Origin of the sequence: Acinetobacter sp. Ac_3412, from assembly GCF_013072675.1 — a bacterium.
Classification (GTDB): Bacteria; Pseudomonadota; Gammaproteobacteria; order Pseudomonadales; family Moraxellaceae; genus Acinetobacter; species Acinetobacter higginsii.
Map to the genome: position 1 here is coordinate 125,389 of NZ_LXUJ01000012.1, position 20,607 is coordinate 145,995.

Below are 20,607 nucleotides of genomic sequence, written 5' to 3' on the forward strand. Positions count from 1 at the left end.
AGAAAAAATTAAGGGGCTTTCAGTGGCCCCTTATTTTTTGATTGTGCGGCAACGTTGTAGCAGTTGATGGCAGGCTGAACGAATCATCGCCGTAGTAATCTGAACTTCTTTACCTTGGCTGTCTACCATATAACATGTATTTACAGGGTTGCTGTCTAAAACATGCTTGAAACCGTGGTTCACTAATCTTTCACTCACATTCATCGTTATATACCTCATATTATTTGCTAAGGGACCCAAAAGTACCTATGGCTCATTTTATGGTTCTAGTATTTAAAATTCGTGATAGAAAGTAAAATTTCAGTTGTAACAAGGCTTAAGCGAAATCTTGTTACAACTTTAGGTCAAAATGATATCGTATTGCTCTTGCGTATATAGATTTTCCACTTGGAATTTGATCACACGATTCACAAAATGTTCTAAATCCGCGACAGCTGGGGCTTCTGCTGTTAATAGCCGGTCTATCACGGCTGGATGCGCAACGACAGTAAAGCCACCCTTGGAATCAAATGCTCGCGCATAACGCATGATCTCTCGAAATATTTCGTAACATACTGTCTCTGCTGTCTTCACATAGCCCCGCCCTTGGCAGGTTGGACATGATTCACAAAGCAAATGCTCCAATGATTCACGTGTGCGTTTACGTGTCATTTCAACTAAGCCCAGCTCCGAAACTTGGGTAATTTTAGTTTTCGCATGATCGCGTTCCAGCATTCGTTCAAACTGACGCATCACTTCTTCACGATGCTCAGCTTCCTGCATGTCGATAAAATCAATAATCAGAATCCCCCCCAAATTACGCAGACGCAGTTGTCTTGCGATCACTTGAGTAGCTTCCATATTGGTTTTAAATACCGTGTCTTCTAGGCTGCGCCCACCCACATATGAGCCTGTATTGACATCAATCGTGGTCATCGCTTCGGTCTGATCAATCATCAGATAGCCGCCAGACTTGAGTGCGACACGGGTCTGCAAGGCTTTTTGAATATCCTCTTCGACGTTATACAAATCGAAAAGCGGCTTTTCACCAGGATAATGAATTAAGCGATTTTGAATGGTCGGAACAAACTCATCGACAAACTCACTGAGCTTGCCATGAATCTCGCGTGAATCGACATAGATCTTCGCCGTTTCATCGCTGGCTAAATCTCTGATGATACGTTGCGGTAAAGGAAGTTCCTCAAAGATCAGTTCAGCAGTTGCCGCTTCTTTTTGTTTGCGCTGAATAAATTCCCACAGCTTGCTGAGATAACACATATCTTGTGCAATCGCAGCTTCATCGACGCCTTCTGCCGCAGTACGAACAATGACGCTACCTGGTAAATTATGTTCTGCCTGAATATGTTCAATGATGCTACGTAGACGGTCTCGCTCTTCTTCAGACTCAATCCGCTGCGACACTCCAATGTGATTACCATAAGGCATGAGCACGAGATAACGCGATGGGATCGAAAGATCGGTACTTAGACGAGCACCTTTGGTCCCCAACATATCTTTCATGACTTGGACTGTGAGCATCTGCCCCGGATGTAACAGCTCAAAAACGTTTGGGGTAGGCTGCGAACGCGACCACACCATATCGTTAATATGCAAAAAAGCGGTTCGAGACAAACCAATATCAACAAAGGCAGCTTGCATACCTGGCAGTACACGCACTACTTTACCCTTGTAGATATTACCCACTAACCCACGTTTTACAGTTCGCTCAACGAATAATTCATTGACCGTACCATTTTCAATCAATGCCACACGACATTCCATCGGCGTGACGTTAATCAGCAACTCTTCTGCCATAACAAACTCAAAACTTTATAAAAATTCTTATAACCGAAAGTGTCGTTCCCTGTATTGAAATACTTAGGTTTTAACGCTTTCTAATAACTGTGCGATCTCATGCAAAGGCAAACCCACGACATTGCTATAACTGCCTCGAATTTGTGGAATATATTGTGCTGCAATTCCCTGTATCGCATAAGCACCTGCTTTACCAATCGGTTCGCCCGTTGCCCAATATTTTTCCATTTCCGCATGACTGAGTTGCTGTAACTCAACTTGCGTTCTCACCACACGACTCAAAATCTGAGCAGAACTGGCGACACAAATTCCGGAATAGACATCATGCCATTGCCCTGAAAGCATCGACCAGATGGAAAAAGCGTGTTGCTTTGACTCTGGCTTACCAATGATCTGCCCAGCAAAACTTAAACTGGTATCTGCCGCAATCACAATTGCGTCAGTATATTTATTTAAAACGACTTGTGCCTTCTCGCGCGCCAAGCGTTCAACATAATGCTCAACAGTCTCACCCTCATGCACCGCCTCATCGACATCTGGACGATAGATTTCAAAGTCCAAACCCAATTGCTGTAGTAGCTCCTGCCGACGAGGCGAGCTTGATGCGAGAATTATATGCGCCATTTATGTAAGCAATAATAAACCAATGGCCATGCCAGTACACTTGTCACAACAGGTTGCCAATGGCGCGCAATCGAAAAATGTGTACCTGCAATAGTCTGGCTTATCCATAAAAAAGTAATATGTGCGACAATCGCAATCACCGCAATCACCCACGAATTCCCAAAAGTAAGAATACGGCGCTCACGGATTAAATAGCGAATACCAAAACTGATCACAACAAAACTGAGTGCATTTAAGCCAAACGGTGCATCAAGCAGCAGGTCGGCAAAAAGGCCCATGCCAAAAGCAAACCAGACACCACACCAAACAGGCTGATAGAGAATCCAGAACAGCATAATCATTAGCATGATGGATGGTCGCCAACCCGAGGCCTCATAGGCCATTGGATAAACCATCAATACAGAACCAATCACGATGGATAGAATAATCATCCATAGCGGATCTTTGCGTTTCTCATAATTGAGCTTAGCGATCGGCATACGGTTGCTCCTGCGCTAAGGATTCAGAGAACAGCACCACAACATGATGACCACTGGCAAGTTGAGCTGCTGGTGTAACATCAATTTCAGCAAACTCACCTGAAGTATGACGACTGACTTTAGATACAGTCCCCACTAAATAACCTGCTGGGAAATGTTCGCCTAAACCTGAACTAAAGACTTTGTCCCCAACCTGAATATTGGCACTGGTTGGCACATATTCCATCTTGAGTTGACCCAAATCGCCAGTACCCGAAATAATCGCACGCATTCCAGTACGCTCTAAACGCACAGATAATGAATGCTCTTTATCAGACAGCAACATGATACGGGCACTATGTGGATAGACATTAATGATCTGCCCCATAATCCCTTTATCGTCTAGAACAGTTTGTCCCGCACTTAAATGATCCACTGAACCACGGTTAATGATAATAATATGGCGTAACGGATCAGCATCGGTTCCAATCACTTCCGCAATTTGCATACGTCCATCAATAATCAATGGCGTATCCAAAAGCCCTCTTAAACGGTTATTTTCCGCAGAGAGTTCTGAAAGTTTTTGGAGGCGGACTTGTGCTTGTAGCAGTTCAGCTTGCATTGCGGTGTTTTCACGACGCAATTGCGCTTCAGATTTGGTTTGTTGGTTAAGCCATTCTCGCGACAGTACAGGATAGCTTGCCAGCGCATAAATTGGATTATACGCGGCATACAAGACATCCCTTGCAGGTTGAATTACATAAGGCATGCGCCAATCAAAGAAAAGCACCACCAAACATGTAATCACCGCAATGACAAATGAGCGAAAAGATGGCGGTTGTCTTGAAAAAAGATTCGGTTGCACCGCCTAGTCCTTATGATTTAACCAACGAAAAGCATGTCGTGGTTTGGATTGTCAAAGAACTCTAATACTTTACCGCCACCACGAGTGACACAAGTTAAAGGATCATCTGCAACAATTACAGGCAAACCTGTTTCTTGCGCAAGCAATTTATCCAGGTTACGCAATAATGCACCACCACCTGTCAACACAATACCGCGCTCTGCAATATCCGAAGACAATTCAGGAGGCGTTTGCTCTAGTGCAGATTTAACAGCACTCACAATGCTTTGTAACGGATCAGAAATGGCCTGCGTAATTTCATCAGAAGTCACCGTAATCGCGCGAGGTACACCCTCAGCCAAGTTACGACCGCGAACTTCGATCTCTAGGGTCTTGCCATCAGCAACAGCCATACCCACTTCTTTTTTAATGACTTCGGCTGTCGTTTCCCCGATCACACAACCGTGTGCTTTACGCACATAATTGATGATTTGCTCATCAAATACATCACCACCGATACGTAATGAATCAGCGTAGACACAACCCTGTAATGAAATGATTGCAATTTCAGTGGTACCACCACCAACATCGACCACCATCGAACCACATGCTTGCTCAACAGGCATACCCGCACCAATTGCAGCAGCCATTGGCTCTTCGATTAAACGTACATCACGCGCACCTGCATTAAATACAGCTTCGCGAATCGCACGACGCTCAACCAATGTCGATTTACAAGGTACACAGACCACAACACGTGGTGCTGGCGGGAATAAACGCTTTTCATGCACTTTGCCAATGAACTGATTCAACATGGTCTCAGTGACTTCAAAATCAGCAATCACACCGTCTTTCATCGGACGAATTGCTGAAATATTCGCTGGTGTACGGCCTAACATTTGTTTAGCATCAATACCTACAGCGGCAACAATTTTTTGTGAACCACTATGGCGAATTGCCACAACAGTTGGTTCATTTAATATAATGCCACGGCCTGGTGCATAAATAAGTGTATTTGCAGTACCTAAATCAATGGCTAAATCCGGCGAAAACAAGCCAATTAGTCGTTTTAGAATCACGGGGGCGTTCTCAATTAAACTTTGTGTGAATACAAGGTGGCAACTTTAACTAAATGTGATGATTTGAACAAGTCAATCGCTTATTATAACGCACGATATTTTGAAATTTTTTAATACTGAATTAGGTAAAGTTATGTCTACATCATCAGATGCTCAGCAGACAACTGACTTAAATGCGCAAACGGTCTCGCAAATTGCACACCTTGCACGTTTATCTCTCAATGACACGCAATCTGCTGAATATGCTCAAAGTTTGAATAAAATCCTTGGCATGATGGAAAGCTTGAAAGGCATTAATACCGATGATGTTGAGCCTTTAAAGAGCCCATTTGACAACCCGCAACCCCTACGCGCTGACGTTGTGACGGAAAGCAACCATCGTGATGAATATCAAGCGGTCGCACCTGCTACAGAAGCAGGTTTATACCTCGTACCTCGCGTAATTGAATAAGATTTATTCGATTAGTCAATATTTTATATTTAGAATGTAAAGAAATTTTTCATATGACAGATTTACATCGCTTATCAATCCGTGAACTCTCTGAAGGCTTAAAACAAGCCCAATTTTCATCACGCGAATTGACTGAACATTATTTAAAGCGTATTGCCCAAATTGACCCGAAAGTAAAAAGTTATGTGACGGTCACCGCAGAACAGGCACTTGCTGAAGCGAATGCAGCCGATGCAGCACTGAAAGCAGGCAATGCACACGTGCTGGCAGGTATTCCTCTTGCCCACAAAGATATTTTTTGTACCCAAGGCATTAAAACCACTGCCGGTTCAAAAATGCTGGATAACTTCATTTCACCTTATGATGCAACTGTGGTTGCAAAAGCCAAAGCTGCGGGTCTCGTGACTTTAGGTAAGGTGAACATGGATGAATTCGCCATGGGTTCAACCTCTGAAAACTCTTATGTCGGTGCAACCTCGAACCCTTGGGCGCTGGATCATGTTCCGGGTGGTTCATCTGGTGGTTCTGCAGCAGCCGTAGCGGCTGATCTTGCGCCGATCGCAACAGGTACCGATACAGGTGGCTCCATTCGCCAACCGGCTTCATTCTGCGGCTTAACCGGCTTAAAACCGACCTATGGTCGTGTGTCTCGCTTCGGTATGATTGCTTATGCATCATCACTCGATCAAGGCGGTCCAATGGCACGTTCTGCGGAAGACTGTGCTTATTTGATGAATGTCATCGCAGGTCATGATGCCAAAGACTCGACTTCGATTAATAAAGAAGTAGATGACTATGTGGCTAACTTAAACGGCACAGCGGTGAAAGGCTTACGTATTGGTATTCCAAAGCAATACTTCAATGTGGCAGGTTTAGACACTGATGTAAAAGCACGCGTTGAAGAGTCATTGAAAAAGTTAGAGGAAATGGGCGCAATCTTGGTTGAGATTGATCTCAACATGACTGAAGCCTATGTACCAACTTACTACTTGATCGCACCTGCGGAAGCTTCTTCAAACCTGTCACGTTTTGACGGTGTTCGTTATGGCTACCGTTGTGAAAACCCAGTGGACTTGATGGACTTGTACAAACGTTCACGTTCAGAAGGTTTTGGTGCTGAAGTACAACGTCGTATCTTGATCGGGACTTATGCCCTTTCTGCGGGTTACTACGATGCCTATTATGTCAAAGCGCAAAAAGTACGTCGTTTGATCCAACAAGATTTCCTCAAAGCATTTGAAAATGTTGATGTGATTGCGGCGCCATCTGCACCAACTACTGCGTACAAGATCGGTGCGAATCTCAGCCCGACTGAAATGTATTTAGGCGATATCTATACCCTTGCTGTGAACTTGGCAGGTCTACCAGCCATCAACGCACCAATTGGTTTTGATAAAGACAGCTTGCCTGTGGGCTTACAGTTGATTGGTAACTACTGGTCAGAATCACAATTGCTTTCGATTGTGCATCAATATCAACAAAATACAGACTGGCATACCAAACGTGCGGCAATTGCTGAGGAGAATGCATAATGGCTGAAGCTCAAAAGTTAAAGTTAATTGACGGTTGGGAAGTCGTTATCGGGATCGAGATCCACACGCAGTTGGCAACCAAGTCTAAAATCTTCTCTGGTTCATCGACTGAATTTGGTCAAGATCCAAATACGCAAGCCAGCCTTGTTGATTTGGCCATGCCGGGTGTATTGCCTGTATTGAATGCAGAAGTGGTTGATCTTGCAATTCGTTTTGGTTTGGGTATCGATGCCTATATCGACCAAGCCTCTGTGTTTGCACGTAAGAACTACTTCTACCCGGATTCACCAAAAGGCTACCAGATCAGCCAGATGGACAATCCAATTGTGGGCTTGGGTCATATTGACATCCAGCTTGAAGATGGCACTGTGAAGCGTATTGGCGTGACTCGTGCCCATCTTGAAGAAGATGCTGGTAAATCGATTCATGACCAGTTCGAAGGTATGTCGGGTATCGACTTAAACCGTGCGGGCACACCATTACTTGAAATCGTGTCTGAGCCAGATATGCGTTCAGTTGAAGAAGCAGTTGCTTATATCAAATCGATTCACACATTGGTGCGTTGGTTAGGTATTTCTGACGGTAACATGGCAGAAGGTTCATTCCGTGCCGACTGTAACGTATCGTTGCGTCGTCCGGGTCAACCATTCGGTACACGTTGCGAGTTGAAAAACCTCAACTCATTCCGTTTCATTGAGCAAGCGATCAATGTTGAAATTGAACGCCAAATGGAAATCTTGGAATACGGCGGCGAGATTGATCAGGAAACTCGTTTGTTCGATCCGAACAAGATGGAAACCCGTTCAATGCGTTCGAAAGAAGAAGCGAACGACTATCGCTACTTCCCTGATCCAGACTTGTTGCCAGTGATCATTGCCGATGAGCAAATCGAAGCGGCACGCGCTGCCCTTCCAGAATTGCCTAAAGTGCGCCGTGCACGCTTTATTGCTGACTTCGGTGTGACTGAGTACGATGCGCATGTATTGACGCTGTCACGCGAAATGGCGGACTTCTACGAAGCGGTTGTGGCTGCTGCTGGCGGTGCGAAACAAGGTAAAGTTTCTGCAAACTGGGTGATGGGTGAATTCTCAGGTGCTTTAAACAAAGCTGGCCTAGAATTGGCGGACTCTCCTGTTTCTGCTGAGCAGTTGGGTAGCATGATCGCACGTATCGTGGATAACACCATTAACGGCAAAATTGCGAAGCAAGTGTTTGGCTTTATGTGGGAAGCAGAAGGAAAATCTGCGGATGACATTATTGCTGAGAAAGGCTTAAAGCAAGAAACCGATACAGGTGCGATTGAAGCGATTATCAAAGACGTACTTGCAGCCAATGAAAAAATGGTTGAAGAGTACAAGTCTGGTAAAGAAAAAGCCTTTAATGGTCTTGTTGGTCAAGTCATGAAAGCGGCAAAAGGTAAAGCTAACCCAGCCCAAGTAAATGAATTAATGAAAAATTTGATTGGTTAAACTGATTTAATTTCAAAAGAAAACCCGCTTTAGAGCGGGTTTTCTTGTTTTTATAGGATAAAATATTCACACAATAATTTTTTAAACTAAAACCGACATGATTATTCAACTTATGAAAAATAGATTACTACTGAGTGCTTGTTTACTTTTAATCAGCAATTCTAATTTTGCACAAACACCTCAAGTCCCTAAAGCGGATACTGATGCTATTTTCAAAGCGGCAGGTTTTACAAAAAGTAAAAAAGGCTGGAAAAGTGATTGTTCAGTCGGTGAAATTACAGCTTATGCCGATTTAAACGGTGATGGGCTGAAAGATGCAATCGTTTCAGATTACGGCACCATGTGTTATGGCAATACAGGGGTTGGCTACTATATTGTTTCACAGCAAAAAAATGGAAAATGGAAGCAACTATTTAGCAATTCAGGTATACCCCAATTTCTTCAAACTACAGGAAAAGATGGCTGGCCAGATATTGAAAATGGAGGGCCTGGTTTCTGCTTTGCAGTCTATCGTTGGGATGGTCAAGAATATAAGGTTCACCGTTATGAATATGAAGGCAAGGCTTGTGAGTTGTAACGGGAAAATACCACTTAGATTAATAAAAAAATAAAGAGTTAAATTCAACCAATAAGAAACCCGCTTCAAAGCGGGTTTTTAAAATCAAATTCAGTAATATGAAACTCATCACTGCCCTCTTAACACACCCAACTTATTCCAGATATCAGGTGTTAAAAAAGTCGTGACCAATTTATTTAAATCAATATAACGCAAGGTACCTTGCAACTGCTGTCTAACCGCAGGGTCTTTGACAATATCCTGACCTGCACTCTGACCTAACTGTTGAAAAGCCTGTCCAACTGCTTGAATGCCCTCAGCTTGAATCACTGCTTTGGTTTGTGTCGAACACTGCTCCACAATCACACGCTGTAACACCTGTGCCAATTTCTGATCTAACTGGGTTTTCTGCTCAGGTGTAACATTACTAAAAGACTTTAAATCTGGATGTGCCGCTAAAGCCGTGAAAGTCCATTGCAAAACCGTAGTCTTATCTGCTGCCGTTGTGGCTTTCACTAAACAATCACTCAATTGATCCACAGTTGGCCCTGCCATCGCCACTTGGGTTGTACCCAACACAGCCGCAGCCATGAATATAGAACGACTCAAATGAGAAAATTTACGGCGGGCAGAAGTATAAACACGAGACATAAGCACAGTTCCAAATTGCAATCTTTCCCTTTGTATCATGCTCTGTCTAGATCATCTGTTATGACGCTGTAAATTGCGTAAGTCCTCGCCCTTAAAGCTTTGGCAAAATGTAAAAGCGTTCATGGTTGTAAATTATCAGCCTGCACCTTCATAATCCCATTCTTCTGGAATATTCGGCTGCTCAGGTGCTTTATTTAAATCAATATTCAGGTTGCGGCTGCCCTTAAATGATTTCTCACCCGAGTCTGACGCAGGTGACACATCCAGACTGTAGCGGTAACGGAATTGCCAAAGCATCGGCTTGATCGGACGAATATCTAGGCTCAAACTATCTTCATCATGGCACTTGCCCTTAGAGCTTTCATAATCCTGTTCGGAGAAACAAGCCCGAATCATACGGCTAAAATTAAAAGGATAATTTTCAATAAAGCGATGCGTCTTGCCTGAATCCTTTAATTCATAAAAGCTGGCACGTTCAATTCCTGCCCCACCACCCGAATACATTTCTGAAAAGGTATCAATCACTGCAACGGCATAACGGTTTTGATCCATTGGAAACAATTTAGGGAAAATATATTGGCTAGATCGTGCCATTTCTTCCGTAGCCGCCAATTCAATACGCCACTGCTTTAACAATTTAAAACCTGTGGTCGAAGTCGCAAACTGGGCAATATTTCCCTCAGATAATAACCATAAGGTTTGATCTGGCGTTTTCAAACTCTGCAATTGTGTTCGCTGCTGACACAGCTCTTTGACTTGTTCACAGAGTTGCGTCTGTTCCGTTGCACTCAGTTGCCCCTTTTTAAAGTCAAGAATCTGTAAAGGTGCAGCAAAAACTGATGCACTAAAATAGGCAGATGCACCTATTAAAATCATTCCACCTAAACCCATCTTATATTTAAGCATTGCGTTTCCTTAGGCTATTTTTATATTCACAATATTATTTGACGATTGCTTCAATCTGATCAAGTTCCCACACTCCACCCGCAGCAAGGCCTCGACACATCCCTGTCCAGCGATCTAGCGTATGTACAAACTTCTGTCCATCCCAAACCCATTCATCACTCGACCAGCAATCACCAATACCGCGCCCTTTCTGCGAACTGCTGAGAATCCCATTATAAAACTCAGAGGAATGTTCCGTCACAAAAGTGGCTTTATTCGCAAGCGACTCATCCAATACCCATGCACCATAACCTTCGTTATATGCACCTCGCCAACATAACGTAGCTGCCAAAACTTTTTTATTGGTCAATTTATAGAAATCAATTGCTTGAGGTGCTGTTTGCTTACCATCATAAGCCCCTTCACAAAAGCCTTCTTGTTTCGGAATTGGCTGGGCAGCCATCAAGTTTTGATAGAGTGCAGCATAGCGTTTATCGGTTGGCCGCAAGGTCAGATAAGGCTTACTGGATGTTTTGATCTGCTTGACGGTAAATTTGGGTTGAGCGGCCAATACCTTGGACTCATCTGCCTTGCCCTTTTTAATTAAAGCACCCACTGTGCCAATACGCTTTTGAAAATCATCCATTTTTAGCAATACCGCAGTCATCCCCTTATCTGAGATTTGCCAATGTAGATTGGCATTTTTAAACACGATTTCGGTCTTTTTCTTGGATTGCTGTAATAAGGCATTGACTTGATTTGTTGAGAGTTGCCCCATCAGTGGGAATTCTGTTCCATCGACGGACACTTGCCCAAAGTCTTTGCCATTCACATAGAAATGGAGATTTTTAAGCTTTGCTGCGGGCATAGAAGGTTGTTCAAAACGAGCCAATGCAAATTCAACCTGTACAGGCTGTCGTGCGCCTGCCTGACGGGTCAATAACAGCGATGCGGGTTCATCATCACTATATTCATTGTAATAACCTGCTGCTCGGCAAGTGCCTGTATTGCTACAGTAAATTTCCCAATCTTCATGCGAGAATGAAATGCCTTTAATATCTTGGGCAAAAGCACTAGAACTCAAAACAACAAGGGAACAGGCTGAAAGAATCTTTTTCATAAGACTTATGCTCTAGGCCGTCTAATTTCAATACTATTATTTTAATCATTATGAATACTGACATGATTACTCATAATATATACTTTTAAACTCTACAGATTAAGTAACTTTACTAAAAAACGAACAACATCAATCCCATTTTTTTAGTTTTTCTTTAAAAAAAATTCAACCAAGAATGCGATAGGAGTTGTAATATAGAGCAACATCCTGATCATCATATACCCAAACAAAAGAAGAACATCACTCACAATGAAGTTAGCGTCCTCCCTATTGAACTGAATAAATAATATAGAGACTAGAACGCTAGAGAAAATGATAGAAATAAATGCTCTAAGAGAATAATTTTTAATAAATTTAGTAAAAAAGAAAAATAGATTCGCAATAAAAATAACTGACAAAGTAAAAGCTAAAACATGGTCTACAATAATATGTCTATGAAAATAATCATAAGAATAAGCAAAACCGATGGTCAGTTGTAAATTGAGTAATCCCCACCCTAGATAGTTTGACTTTCTCATAATAAATATTATTTATAAAATACAAATAGATAAGATAAATTTCACCTCAAATGTAGATTACTTATCTATTTTAGATATCCTAAGTTCTCTTAAATCAAATATACATCCATTTACAACAACTTTATCTTAAAACCACAAAAAGATGGAATCTATTTTAGCTTTAAGAATTCATCGCAAAAACCACCAACTGCATTTGTTTTATTTTTTAATCCACCTTCTTTAACAATGATCCCATTGGCATTGGTGTATACATTGATCATACAAGTATAGTAGGTTGGAGTGTTATAACCGACATCTCTGTATTGATCTTGATAAATAGGAGCTGCTGCTACCCCATTTCCACCTTGAGTCATACCAACCATTCCAGTGCCGACATATTCTGTTCCTGTCTTTACAAATTTATCTCGAGCATATTTCTGGATTGTCCATGTATGCATATAGGTTTTTTCACTGGCAGAAATATCCCAAATAGAACTCTCTGGTTGTCCAATTTGTGCGACGAGTTCATTCAAAGGATGCCCAATTTTATTCTTTAGCAAAGTATTAGTTTTATGATCTCCATAGGTCGTACAACCAACGAATAGAAAACTGACAAAACATAAAAATAGATTTTCTCGTAAGTTCAACATACACCTCCAACACTTTAGCTTTCGTTATTTTTCCTTTGCTAAGGCTCAATTGTAAAAAACTTGGTTGATTCTTAGCATTGGACGCACGAAGCGCACCCACTCATTCCAAATACGGCAAGAACTAAGATTACTTTAAAAATTGATTTCATATTCATAGTCATTTCTTCTGGGTAACTAAGCTCATTAATAATTGTATTTCCTTCATCTGAATTCATACTAATTATTGATTTAAATTTAATATTATTTTTAGTTAAAGTGATAAAAAGTAAAATATAGATCATTAAAGTTAAAAGACATTGTTTGGAGCTTCATGCAATGGCCTAACTTAAAACCAGAAGTAAATTTAGAAAATGCACTTATCTCAAACAATATGTTAATTTTGATCCAAGCTCGGATACTGAATTAAAAAATGAAAATATCAATCTCTATTTCTGCCGTTCTATTGGCGCTGTCTACCACGCTGACACATGCTGAAGTACGTAGCTTTAAGCCCATCTTTCCCAAATTTTCAAATACCGCGCAAGAGCGAAAAGCCGAAAACCAAATTTATGCCTTGGGTGAAGTGTCCTTTGCCAACGATGTCCGTGTTCCCTTTTATGGAGTGACTGCGCTGAATCCTGCCGATGAAGGCTTATTAAAAGACTTTAAAAGCTGTACAGCCAAAAGCTGCCATTTCGATTTTAAGCTGGATACACATCAGGCCAAGCAACTCAAATTAGTTGCGCTACCTGAAATTGGTGCAGTACTTGTACCCAAAGATTGGCACGATGTGGAGGCACATGCGGGCGCAAATGGTACGGGTTCAGCCCTACTGATGAGTCCAGATCAAAAACAGGCCATAGAATTATACGATTCATCCTTCTGTGTCGGTTGCGGTATGCCCAATGCCACGCTTTACTTTCCCAATCTGTTAAAAGAGAGTATTGAAAATGAGTTTGGCGGCTATAAAGATCCACAAAAACTGGTGAATATTGTACATCCTTCCAAACAAGTGGCTTTCTTTAGCTATCAGATTGCAAACGTCAATAATAAAACCCATGGCGTCGCGAAATACCATGACGAGGACACCTTCAATTTTAGAGAAATCATCGTAACTCTGGATAAATCACAACAGCACTTGGTTGGGCCCATTTTAAACTTCTATCACTTTAACCATTGAGCCGTTTCAAACCGCTTGACTGGCTTTGAGTAGACTCAAGAAATGCTCGACCCGAACACTATTGCCTTTGGCACGGCAAATTGCATAGATCGGGGCGATACATGGCTTTTTCGCTTCTAGCGGTTTGTACACAATTTGCTTATTCCAGAAGTCCTGAATTGACGCAGGAACAATTGATAGCCCAATCCCCGCTGCAATTAGGTTGAGGCTCGAAGTTAAACGAGGGGCTTCTTGCACAATGTTGGGGTTAAAGCCTGCCTGATAGCAATTTGCCAAAATATTATCAAACAGGTCTTGCCCCGCAATACGGCGATACAACACAAACTCATACGGCTCTAAATCGAGTAGGCGGATTGATCCCGCTTGCTCAGCCAAAGGATGATTACTCGGCAAAGCGACAATCAAGGGCTCATCCAGTACATGTATGCTTTGTACTTCGGCATGAATCGGTGCAGGTTTGCGCAGAAAGACGATATCCAGTTTTTCATTGATCACTGCATCGGTTAAGGCGGTACTGCTATCTTCTTCCAAATGAATGGCAACAGCAGGAAACTTTTCCCTGAATTGACGCAAGAGTGCAGGCAAAAAAGGATGCAGCCCTGCGGAGTTGGTAAAGCCAATATTGATTTGACCTTCCAAACCTTGCGCAATGTTTTTGACCCGTTTCGGAATCGACTGAGCGTGCGCCAAAATGGTAATCGCTTCCTGATATAAAGCCTTACCTGCTTCCGTCACCTCTACACCTCGGGGCAAGCGTTTTAACAACGCTGTATCCAGCTCTTCTTCTAGACTTTTGATCAATCGGGTCAGTGGTGGCTGTTGCATATGCAGCCTAACCGCAGCTTTGGAAATATTGCTTTCTTCCACCACAGCAACGAATGCATTGAGTTTATGAATATCAATCATACATACCCTAAAAGTATAGATAACGGCAAAAATAGCATTTGTGAATATACCACAAATCTTTCATGCTATAGCTCACAAGGTTGAACAGAAAGGTAATCCAATGAAAGCCCAAGCCCTATCAATAGAGAGTGAACCACTAGCGACTGCTCCTGATTGTAAGGCACTTTTTACGGGATTTATGAAATTGGGATTGATGGGTTTTGGTGGCGTGCTGCCACTGGCACATCGCATTATCGTTGAAGAACATAAATGGATTGATGCAGGCAAATTTACCGACTTACTTGGCGTGTGTCAGTTATTGCCAGGCGGTAATATCATCAATATGGCCGTTGCCATTGGAATGGAATTCCAAGGCGTGAAAGGTGCGATCAGCTCAGTTCTCGGTTTGATCTCTGCCCCGACGGCAATTGTACTGATCATCTATCAGGTCTATGAGCATTTTCAGTACCTCCCCGCAGTGAAACACATGATCCAAGGTTTGGCCGCTGCTGCCGCAGGCTTACTATTTGCGACAGGATTTAAGATGCTCAAGCCAATTTTAAAAAGCTATCTGACCATTTTCACCATTGGCCTGACTTTCGTGTTTATGATCTGGATCAAGCTGCCCTTAGCACTGACTTTAGCGATTTTACTGGCGATTAATATGCTGGTTCTAGGAGTGAAAAAATCATGATCTTAGTCACCCTTGCTATCGTATTTACTCAGCTTTCACTACTGGCTTTTGGCGGTGGTAATGCCATTCTCCCTGAAATGCAACACCAAGTGGTAACCGTGCATCAATGGATGAGTGCAGAGCAGTTTAGTTCGCTGTTTGCCATGGCTCAGGCTGCCCCGGGTCCCAATATGATGATTGTACCTCTAGTCGGTTGGCATGTCGCAGGTCCAGCAGGTTTGTTGGTGACGTCGTTGGCGAAGTTCGGTCCATCTTCCATCATCACCATTTATGCGCTGAAATTCTGGGAACGCTTTAAAGCCAATCCATTACGGGCACGTTTTGAAAAAGCGTTGAAACCGATTACCGTTGGCTTGGTTTTGGTCAGTGCATGGTTGATTGCCGATGCTTCTGCACAAAACCTACTTTTGGTCATCATCGTGATTTTGACAGCCATCCTCGGCATGTTTAAAAAGATTCATCCGCTTTGGGTCATGGCCGCAGGCGCAGGGCTTGGAATCGCCTTCCTTTAAAAGGGCAATAAAAAAACCTGCTTGATACAGGTTTTTTATTGGATCTCGCATTACCAGATACTGACCCGTTTTTCAGGCGCTAAATACATTTTATCTCCCGCTTTAATCTTGAAAGCATCATAGAACGGCGCTTGATTGACTAAAGCACCATTGGCGCGAACTTTATCTGGTGCATGCGGATCAGTTTTTAAATACACAATCGCTTGTGCCTGACGGGTTTTGGCACGCCAAACTTGCGCCCAGCCCATATAGAAACGCTGCTCACCCGTACGTCCCTCGATCACAGGCGCAGTCTTCCCTGCTAACGAAATTTGATACGCTTTATAAGCAATCGATAGACCTGAGTTATCGGCAATATTTTCACCCAAGGTCAGTTCACCATTAACGTGATAGCCTGCAATCGGCTCATAGGCATTGTATTGCGCAACCAAAGCCTGTGTTTTGGCTTTAAACTTCTGATGATCTTGTTTGGTCCACCAATTACGCATATTGCCCAATTCATCAAACTGGCTGCCCTGATCATCGAAACCATGACTGATCTCATGCCCGATCACACTGCCAATCCCGCCATAGTTCACTGCATCATCAGCATCGATATTAAAGAATGGCGGTTGCAAAATCGCAGCTGGAAAGACAATTTCATTGGAAGATGGATTGTAATAGGCATTCACGGTTTGCGGAGTCATAAACCATTCATCACGATCCACGGGCTTACCGAGTTTATCCAAACTGTCTTGATGCTCAAATTCTCTGGCACGAATCACATTACCAATCAAATCACCGTCTTTAATCTCAAGTGCTGAATAATCACGCCATTTCTTTGGATAGCCGACTTTAATCGATAAGCTGGCTAATTTCTTTTTAGCCTGTACTTTAGTTTCAGGACTCATCCAATCCAACTGGCTAATGCTTTGATCATAGGCTTGGATCAAATTCTGCACCAAAGCATCCATACGCTGTTTTTTCTCTGCAGAAAAATGTTTTTCCACATAGATTTTGCCTAGACCATCACCCAATACTGCATTCACGGTTTGTACACCACGCTTCCAGCGGACTTCTTGTTCTGCAACATCACGCAAGGTTTTGCCGTAAAATTCAAAACTTTCATCAACCAAGGCTTTGTTTAAGAAGGGTGAAAAATTACTGATCAAGTTCCATTTAAAATACGCTTTCCATACATTTAAAGGCGTTTTATTGATCACTGGATCAAGTGCTTTGAAATAGCTTAATTGATGCACCTGAATGGTCTGAATTTTGTCTTTGACCCCGACTGTATTGAGATAACTATCCCAATCAAAACTACGACTTAACTTATTCAAATCTTTGAGTGGGTAAATATTGTAACGCTTGGATAAATCACGGTTCTGGACATTGCTCCACTGGATTTTTGCCAAGTCTGTTTCGAGCTTGAGAATGTCTTGTGCATGTTGTGCCGCTTGCTGATCACCAGACAGTTGCAGCATCCGCTCAATATGCTTCAGATATTTGGCGCGCGTTTCCACAAACTTCTGATCATCTTTTAGATAATAGTCTCGATCTGGTAAACCCAAATGACGCTGTGCTAGACCTGCAATCATCACATCAGAGCGTTTCATATCTTGATCAATACTGATATCAAACGGCGTTCTAACCCCGATACGTGAGAAATGCCCCATTAATTGAGCAAGGTCTTGTTTATTTTGAATCGCATCCACACCTGCCAATTCTTGCTTTAATGATGTAATTCCCTGCGCTTCAATTGTTTTTTCATCCATAAAGCTGGCATATAGGCTGGAAACTTTTTGTTCGACCGTTCCTGTTGCCGATTTTTTTGTACTCAGCTCTTCAACAATCGCATGTAACTGATTGGTGGATAGCTCATGTAATTCGTTGAATGCGCCCCAACGTGATTTATCTGCTGGAATCTCAGTCTCTTTTAACCATGTACCATTTACATAGTTATAAAAGTCATCATTGGCAGACACGCTTTGGTCGATATACTGTTGGTCTATGCCTGAAACTTTTTGTGTTGGGGAAGATTGAATTGCTTGATCTGCCCATACAGTTGCAGTAAAGGCAGTCAGTGCAAGCGCCAATGCACTTTTGAGCAATATAGGTTTCATGATTTATCCTATTTATTTAGGTTTTAAGCGATACAAGAGAGAAATGAAAGATCATTAATTTTATCAAGCGACTATAGTGAAGTACTTTGATCAAATAAAGTCATTTTCGTTGCAATATATATTCACTTTTCACATAAAAACCACAAACTCGCTAAAACCTTTGGCAATAAAAAAAGCCTTAGCATCGGGCCAAGGCTTTCTTAATCTTAACTGTTCAAACTAATCTAATATTTTTTCAAAGGCTTTAAGACGCTTATGAATCGATAGCAACTCGACAATCGTTTTCCAAGAAGTAATCAAATATTGAAAAGATTCTCGAACTTTATCAAAAATATTACCAATCTGATTAATTAAGCCCAGAGTCATCTTGCCAGAGGCAATTGCAGGAAATAGCACCATCAAACTGTATAAGATATCGAGCTGTTTATACCAAATTGCGACGAGATTGAAATAAGCATAATGAAAATATAAACGGAAATAGTTTTTACGTACTCCTGAGAATAACTCTTTAAGCGTTAGTGGATCGGCACGATTCGCATGATCCTCACCATAAACCAATTCTTTACGATAAGCGGCTTCAACCTTTTGATTATTAAATTGCAAGCCAGGTAATTTAATACCAACTACCATCAATAATACTGTACCAAAAATTGCCCAAACGATTGCGGCCCAAACCAATGAATGGCTAATTTCACCTACGATTGGAAGTTCTGGAACATGTTTTGAGAACTGAAACAGCAAGGGTAAAAATGCAATTAAAACCATAACTGCTTTGATCAATTCTACCCCTAAATCTTCAAGAATCGTGGCAAAACGCATGGTGTCTTCTTGCACACGTTGTGCTGCGCCTTCAATATGGCGTAATTGATCCCAGTGGGCTGTATAGTACTCATTCATCGCTGTACGCCAACGGAAAACATAATGGCTGGTGAAAAAAGAATTCACTACGACCAAAGTCACAGCAACCATTGCAATATAAAGAAATGTTAATGTTCCCATATACAGCTCTTTAATATCCCCCCCACCATTTGCAAGCATTTTTTGAATGAGGTCCCAAAATGGGCCATACCAGGCATTGACAGCGACACTGACCTGTACCCCAAACCAGATATTAAACAAGATAAATGCTGAACCCCAAATCGACCAAGCTTGCCATTTATTGTCTGAACATATCCGCCAAAAGCCTGCAAATAATGCTGTTGCGATAAAAAACCACATGTAGAACCACAACGAGGAAGGTTCCCAAAAACGGCTGACACCTATTGGTAAAGGAGTTTCTGCATAGCCTTTAGGAAAACCTAGATATTCGCCCCAACTATGCCCACCGGTGTACCACAGCAACATATTGAGGGATAACCATACGATGACAGAAATAAAAAACAAACGTGGGTTGGGAAAGAAAGACTTAAACATCTGTTTAACAATCCTTGTTAGGTAGCGACTCATTTGACTAGGTCATCCTATGACCTGAAACTTAAAACTGTCTGATAAAAAAGTTTGATGATTTGTAGTTATTTACCTGTTTTTTTCTCTTTTTAATAGCTTTTTGTAGATGATTTACAATTTGTTTTTGCCGAAATATAAGTTTAGTAAATGGACTCAAGTACTTAAGTCCATTACAAGGCTCATAAAATAAAGGCTTAGCGTGGCGCTGAGGTACTCATTTTTAAGGTAATATCCTGTTGCTCGCTTTGCGTTGGGAAGCTTTTGCTTTGAATTGCCCATTGAATTTCGGCGAGTTTTTCATTGGCGGCATCTACACCTGCCTGCATGGTCATCTCACGACCTTTGACATCAAAGATATGTGCTTTTTCACGTAGATCAGGCTGAATCACAATATCAGCCTCTTTAAGTTCCTCTTCGGCCAAACGTCCTTGCATGATATTGATATTCTGATTGAATAAGCCCCAGACATTACTGGTTTCGGTATGAATCGGTTGTGCCAAGATATCCACGGCGATGACCACATCCGCACCCAGTTCACGTGCAACCTGTACAGGCACTGGGCTGACTAAACCGCCATCGACATACTCAATATCATGGATTTTGGTTGGTACAAACATACTTGGAATGGATGCAGAAGCCCGCACTGCCTGCCCCGTATTACCATAATTAAATACAGTTCGGGTGCCATCCTTTAATTCAGTTGCCACCACATACATTGGGATTTTCATCTTTTCTAATGGCAGGTTATGCACTTGCTCGTTGATATAGTCTTCCACTTTTTTGCCATCAAAAAAGCCCTTCAGACTCACATTGACTTCGCGCACATCATTGGCTTTGAGCTTTAAGGCAATATCACGTAATTCAGCAGGACTTTTACCACTGGCATAGATTGAACCGACAATACTGCCTGCACTGGTTCCCACAATAAAATCTGGACGAATGCCTTGCTGCTCTAAGACTTCGATCACACCAATATGCGCATAACCACGCGCGCCACCACTGCCCAACACCAATGCAATCACAGGACGTTTGTGCTCTTGTTTTATGGCGTTAAAGGGTTGGCTTACAGCTTGAGCTTGGGCATCTTCAATGACAGGTTTCAAATGTGATGTGTTTTGGCAACCAGCCAAAACTGCCATTGAAAGACCAAGCGCCAATAATCTAAGCTGTTTCATACGCAACAATTGCCATATTTACGA

The 20,607-nt window shown here is 42.1% G+C and carries 21 protein-coding genes; 7 read left to right on the forward strand and 14 right to left on the reverse strand.

All coding sequences use genetic code 11. The features are described 5' to 3' along the window. Positions 1–30 precede the first annotated feature (30 nt). From A7P54_RS15875 to A7P54_RS15900, 6 genes are all read right to left on the reverse strand, one after another. Positions 31–204, reverse strand: a complete 174-nt coding sequence (locus A7P54_RS15875; RefSeq protein WP_004775299.1) for a PA1571 family protein — start codon at positions 202–204, stop codon at positions 31–33. Between the two features lie 135 nt (positions 205–339). Continuing rightward, a complete protein-coding gene (gene rng, locus A7P54_RS15880; protein WP_004802994.1) occupies positions 340–1,794 on the reverse strand; it encodes a ribonuclease G in 1,455 nt (484 codons plus the stop codon). 63 nt (positions 1,795–1,857) lie between these two features. After that, positions 1,858–2,418, reverse strand: coding sequence for a Maf-like protein (locus A7P54_RS15885; RefSeq protein ID WP_171550144.1), 561 nt, complete (start codon positions 2,416–2,418; stop codon positions 1,858–1,860). Continuing rightward, the gene (mreD, locus tag A7P54_RS15890) at positions 2,406–2,897 is read right to left on the reverse strand and encodes a rod shape-determining protein MreD (protein ID WP_005206019.1); all 492 of its coding nucleotides are present in this window, start codon (positions 2,895–2,897) and stop codon (positions 2,406–2,408) included. The genes A7P54_RS15885 and mreD overlap by 13 nt, the downstream gene beginning before the upstream one ends. Then, on the reverse strand, positions 2,884–3,741 hold the full coding sequence (gene mreC, locus A7P54_RS15895) for a rod shape-determining protein MreC (protein ID WP_004802987.1): 858 nt from the start codon (positions 3,739–3,741) through the stop codon (positions 2,884–2,886). The genes mreD and mreC overlap by 14 nt, the downstream gene beginning before the upstream one ends. A 17-nt stretch (positions 3,742–3,758) precedes the next feature. Continuing rightward, complete coding sequence (locus A7P54_RS15900) at positions 3,759–4,799, reverse strand: rod shape-determining protein (protein WP_004652309.1); 1,041 nt, start codon at positions 4,797–4,799, stop codon at positions 3,759–3,761. A 133-nt stretch (positions 4,800–4,932) separates the two neighbouring features. Between A7P54_RS15900 and gatC the strand changes: the two genes are divergently transcribed. The 4 genes from gatC (at position 4,933) to A7P54_RS15920 (ending at position 8,828) form a co-directional block, all read left to right on the forward strand. Then, positions 4,933–5,250 (forward strand): Asp-tRNA(Asn)/Glu-tRNA(Gln) amidotransferase subunit GatC, encoded by a 318-nt coding sequence (gene gatC / locus A7P54_RS15905; protein WP_004652310.1) that lies wholly within the window; start codon positions 4,933–4,935, stop codon positions 5,248–5,250. A gap of 53 nt (positions 5,251–5,303) precedes the next feature. Then, the gene (gene gatA / locus A7P54_RS15910) at positions 5,304–6,782 is read left to right on the forward strand and encodes an Asp-tRNA(Asn)/Glu-tRNA(Gln) amidotransferase subunit GatA (RefSeq protein WP_171550145.1); all 1,479 of its coding nucleotides are present in this window, start codon (positions 5,304–5,306) and stop codon (positions 6,780–6,782) included. Further along, positions 6,782–8,251: an Asp-tRNA(Asn)/Glu-tRNA(Gln) amidotransferase subunit GatB gene (gatB, locus tag A7P54_RS15915; protein ID WP_171550146.1), complete on the forward strand. Its 1,470-nt coding sequence runs from the start codon at positions 6,782–6,784 to the stop codon at positions 8,249–8,251. The genes gatA and gatB overlap by 1 nt, the downstream gene beginning before the upstream one ends. A gap of 97 nt (positions 8,252–8,348) precedes the next feature. Continuing rightward, a complete protein-coding gene (locus tag A7P54_RS15920; protein ID WP_171550147.1) occupies positions 8,349–8,828 on the forward strand; it encodes a hypothetical protein in 480 nt (159 codons plus the stop codon). A 108-nt stretch (positions 8,829–8,936) separates the two neighbouring features. On the opposite strand, the gene A7P54_RS15925 is transcribed toward A7P54_RS15920, so the two are convergent. The 4 genes from A7P54_RS15925 to A7P54_RS15940 all read right to left on the reverse strand — a co-directional run bounded on the left by A7P54_RS15925 (position 8,937) and on the right by A7P54_RS15940 (position 12,610). After that, positions 8,937–9,458 carry a hypothetical protein gene (locus A7P54_RS15925; protein WP_216077141.1) on the reverse strand — a complete coding sequence of 174 codons (522 nt, stop codon included), beginning with the start codon at positions 9,456–9,458 and terminating at the stop codon, positions 8,937–8,939. Between the two features lie 135 nt (positions 9,459–9,593). Beyond that, positions 9,594–10,364, reverse strand: coding sequence for a hypothetical protein (locus tag A7P54_RS15930; protein WP_171550148.1), 771 nt, complete (start codon positions 10,362–10,364; stop codon positions 9,594–9,596). A gap of 34 nt (positions 10,365–10,398) precedes the next feature. After that, on the reverse strand, positions 10,399–11,463 hold the full coding sequence (locus tag A7P54_RS15935) for a DUF1176 domain-containing protein (protein ID WP_171550149.1): 1,065 nt from the start codon (positions 11,461–11,463) through the stop codon (positions 10,399–10,401). 667 nt (positions 11,464–12,130) lie between these two features. Further along, complete coding sequence (locus A7P54_RS15940; RefSeq protein ID WP_171550150.1) at positions 12,131–12,610, reverse strand: hypothetical protein; 480 nt, start codon at positions 12,608–12,610, stop codon at positions 12,131–12,133. 409 nt (positions 12,611–13,019) lie between these two features. Here A7P54_RS15940 and A7P54_RS15945 point away from each other — a divergent pair, with 409 nt between their 5' ends. Continuing rightward, on the forward strand, positions 13,020–13,769 hold the full coding sequence (locus A7P54_RS15945; RefSeq protein ID WP_171550151.1) for a DUF4850 domain-containing protein: 750 nt from the start codon (positions 13,020–13,022) through the stop codon (positions 13,767–13,769). A 6-nt stretch (positions 13,770–13,775) separates the two neighbouring features. Here A7P54_RS15945 and A7P54_RS15950 read toward each other — a convergent pair whose 3' ends face one another. Further along, positions 13,776–14,675 (reverse strand): LysR family transcriptional regulator, encoded by a 900-nt coding sequence (locus A7P54_RS15950; protein ID WP_171550152.1) that lies wholly within the window; start codon positions 14,673–14,675, stop codon positions 13,776–13,778. A 100-nt stretch (positions 14,676–14,775) separates the two neighbouring features. Between A7P54_RS15950 and A7P54_RS15955 the strand changes: the two genes are divergently transcribed. Next, complete coding sequence (locus tag A7P54_RS15955; protein WP_004802971.1) at positions 14,776–15,348, forward strand: chromate transporter; 573 nt, start codon at positions 14,776–14,778, stop codon at positions 15,346–15,348. Further along, on the forward strand, positions 15,345–15,860 hold the full coding sequence (locus tag A7P54_RS15960; protein ID WP_033134680.1) for a chromate transporter: 516 nt from the start codon (positions 15,345–15,347) through the stop codon (positions 15,858–15,860). The genes A7P54_RS15955 and A7P54_RS15960 overlap by 4 nt, the downstream gene beginning before the upstream one ends. 50 nt (positions 15,861–15,910) lie before the next feature. Here the strand turns inward: A7P54_RS15960 and A7P54_RS15965 are convergent, their stop codons facing one another. The 3 genes from A7P54_RS15965 to A7P54_RS15975 all read right to left on the reverse strand — a co-directional run bounded on the left by A7P54_RS15965 (position 15,911) and on the right by A7P54_RS15975 (position 20,583). Further along, on the reverse strand, positions 15,911–17,962 hold the full coding sequence (locus A7P54_RS15965; RefSeq protein ID WP_171550153.1) for a M13 family metallopeptidase: 2,052 nt from the start codon (positions 17,960–17,962) through the stop codon (positions 15,911–15,913). A 219-nt stretch (positions 17,963–18,181) separates the two neighbouring features. Beyond that, the gene (sbmA, locus tag A7P54_RS15970) at positions 18,182–19,375 is read right to left on the reverse strand and encodes a peptide antibiotic transporter SbmA (RefSeq protein ID WP_004802966.1); all 1,194 of its coding nucleotides are present in this window, start codon (positions 19,373–19,375) and stop codon (positions 18,182–18,184) included. Between the two features lie 227 nt (positions 19,376–19,602). Next, a complete protein-coding gene (locus A7P54_RS15975; protein ID WP_171550154.1) occupies positions 19,603–20,583 on the reverse strand; it encodes a patatin-like phospholipase family protein in 981 nt (326 codons plus the stop codon). Positions 20,584–20,607 lie beyond the last annotated feature (24 nt).

Excerpts from the sequence above, each read along its gene's own strand:
- sbmA (WP_004802966.1), bottom strand. The coding sequence starts at position 19,375 with ATGTTTAAGTCTTTCTTTCCCAACCCACGTTTGTTTTTTATTTCTGTC.
- gatB (WP_171550146.1), top strand. The coding sequence starts at position 6,782 with ATGGCTGAAGCTCAAAAGTTAAAGTTAATTGACGGTTGGGAAGTCGTT.
- A7P54_RS15925 (WP_216077141.1), bottom strand. The coding sequence starts at position 9,458 with ATGTCTCGTGTTTATACTTCTGCCCGCCGTAAATTTTCTCATTTGAGT.
- A7P54_RS15945 (WP_171550151.1), top strand. The coding sequence starts at position 13,020 with ATGAAAATATCAATCTCTATTTCTGCCGTTCTATTGGCGCTGTCTACC.
- A7P54_RS15955 (WP_004802971.1), top strand. The coding sequence starts at position 14,776 with ATGAAAGCCCAAGCCCTATCAATAGAGAGTGAACCACTAGCGACTGCT.
- A7P54_RS15920 (WP_171550147.1), top strand. The coding sequence starts at position 8,349 with ATGATTATTCAACTTATGAAAAATAGATTACTACTGAGTGCTTGTTTA.
- A7P54_RS15885 (WP_171550144.1), bottom strand. The coding sequence starts at position 2,418 with ATGGCGCATATAATTCTCGCATCAAGCTCGCCTCGTCGGCAGGAGCTA.
- rng (WP_004802994.1), bottom strand. The coding sequence starts at position 1,794 with ATGGCAGAAGAGTTGCTGATTAACGTCACGCCGATGGAATGTCGTGTG.
- A7P54_RS15930 (WP_171550148.1), bottom strand. The coding sequence starts at position 10,364 with ATGCTTAAATATAAGATGGGTTTAGGTGGAATGATTTTAATAGGTGCA.
- A7P54_RS15935 (WP_171550149.1), bottom strand. The coding sequence starts at position 11,463 with ATGAAAAAGATTCTTTCAGCCTGTTCCCTTGTTGTTTTGAGTTCTAGT.
- A7P54_RS15940 (WP_171550150.1), bottom strand. The coding sequence starts at position 12,610 with ATGTTGAACTTACGAGAAAATCTATTTTTATGTTTTGTCAGTTTTCTA.
- A7P54_RS15960 (WP_033134680.1), top strand. The coding sequence starts at position 15,345 with ATGATCTTAGTCACCCTTGCTATCGTATTTACTCAGCTTTCACTACTG.
- mreD (WP_005206019.1), bottom strand. The coding sequence starts at position 2,897 with ATGCCGATCGCTAAGCTCAATTATGAGAAACGCAAAGATCCGCTATGG.
- gatC (WP_004652310.1), top strand. The coding sequence starts at position 4,933 with ATGTCTACATCATCAGATGCTCAGCAGACAACTGACTTAAATGCGCAA.
- A7P54_RS15965 (WP_171550153.1), bottom strand. The coding sequence starts at position 17,962 with ATGAAACCTATATTGCTCAAAAGTGCATTGGCGCTTGCACTGACTGCC.
- A7P54_RS15875 (WP_004775299.1), bottom strand. The coding sequence starts at position 204 with ATGAATGTGAGTGAAAGATTAGTGAACCACGGTTTCAAGCATGTTTTA.
- A7P54_RS15975 (WP_171550154.1), bottom strand. The coding sequence starts at position 20,583 with ATGAAACAGCTTAGATTATTGGCGCTTGGTCTTTCAATGGCAGTTTTG.
- gatA (WP_171550145.1), top strand. The coding sequence starts at position 5,304 with ATGACAGATTTACATCGCTTATCAATCCGTGAACTCTCTGAAGGCTTA.
- A7P54_RS15950 (WP_171550152.1), bottom strand. The coding sequence starts at position 14,675 with ATGATTGATATTCATAAACTCAATGCATTCGTTGCTGTGGTGGAAGAA.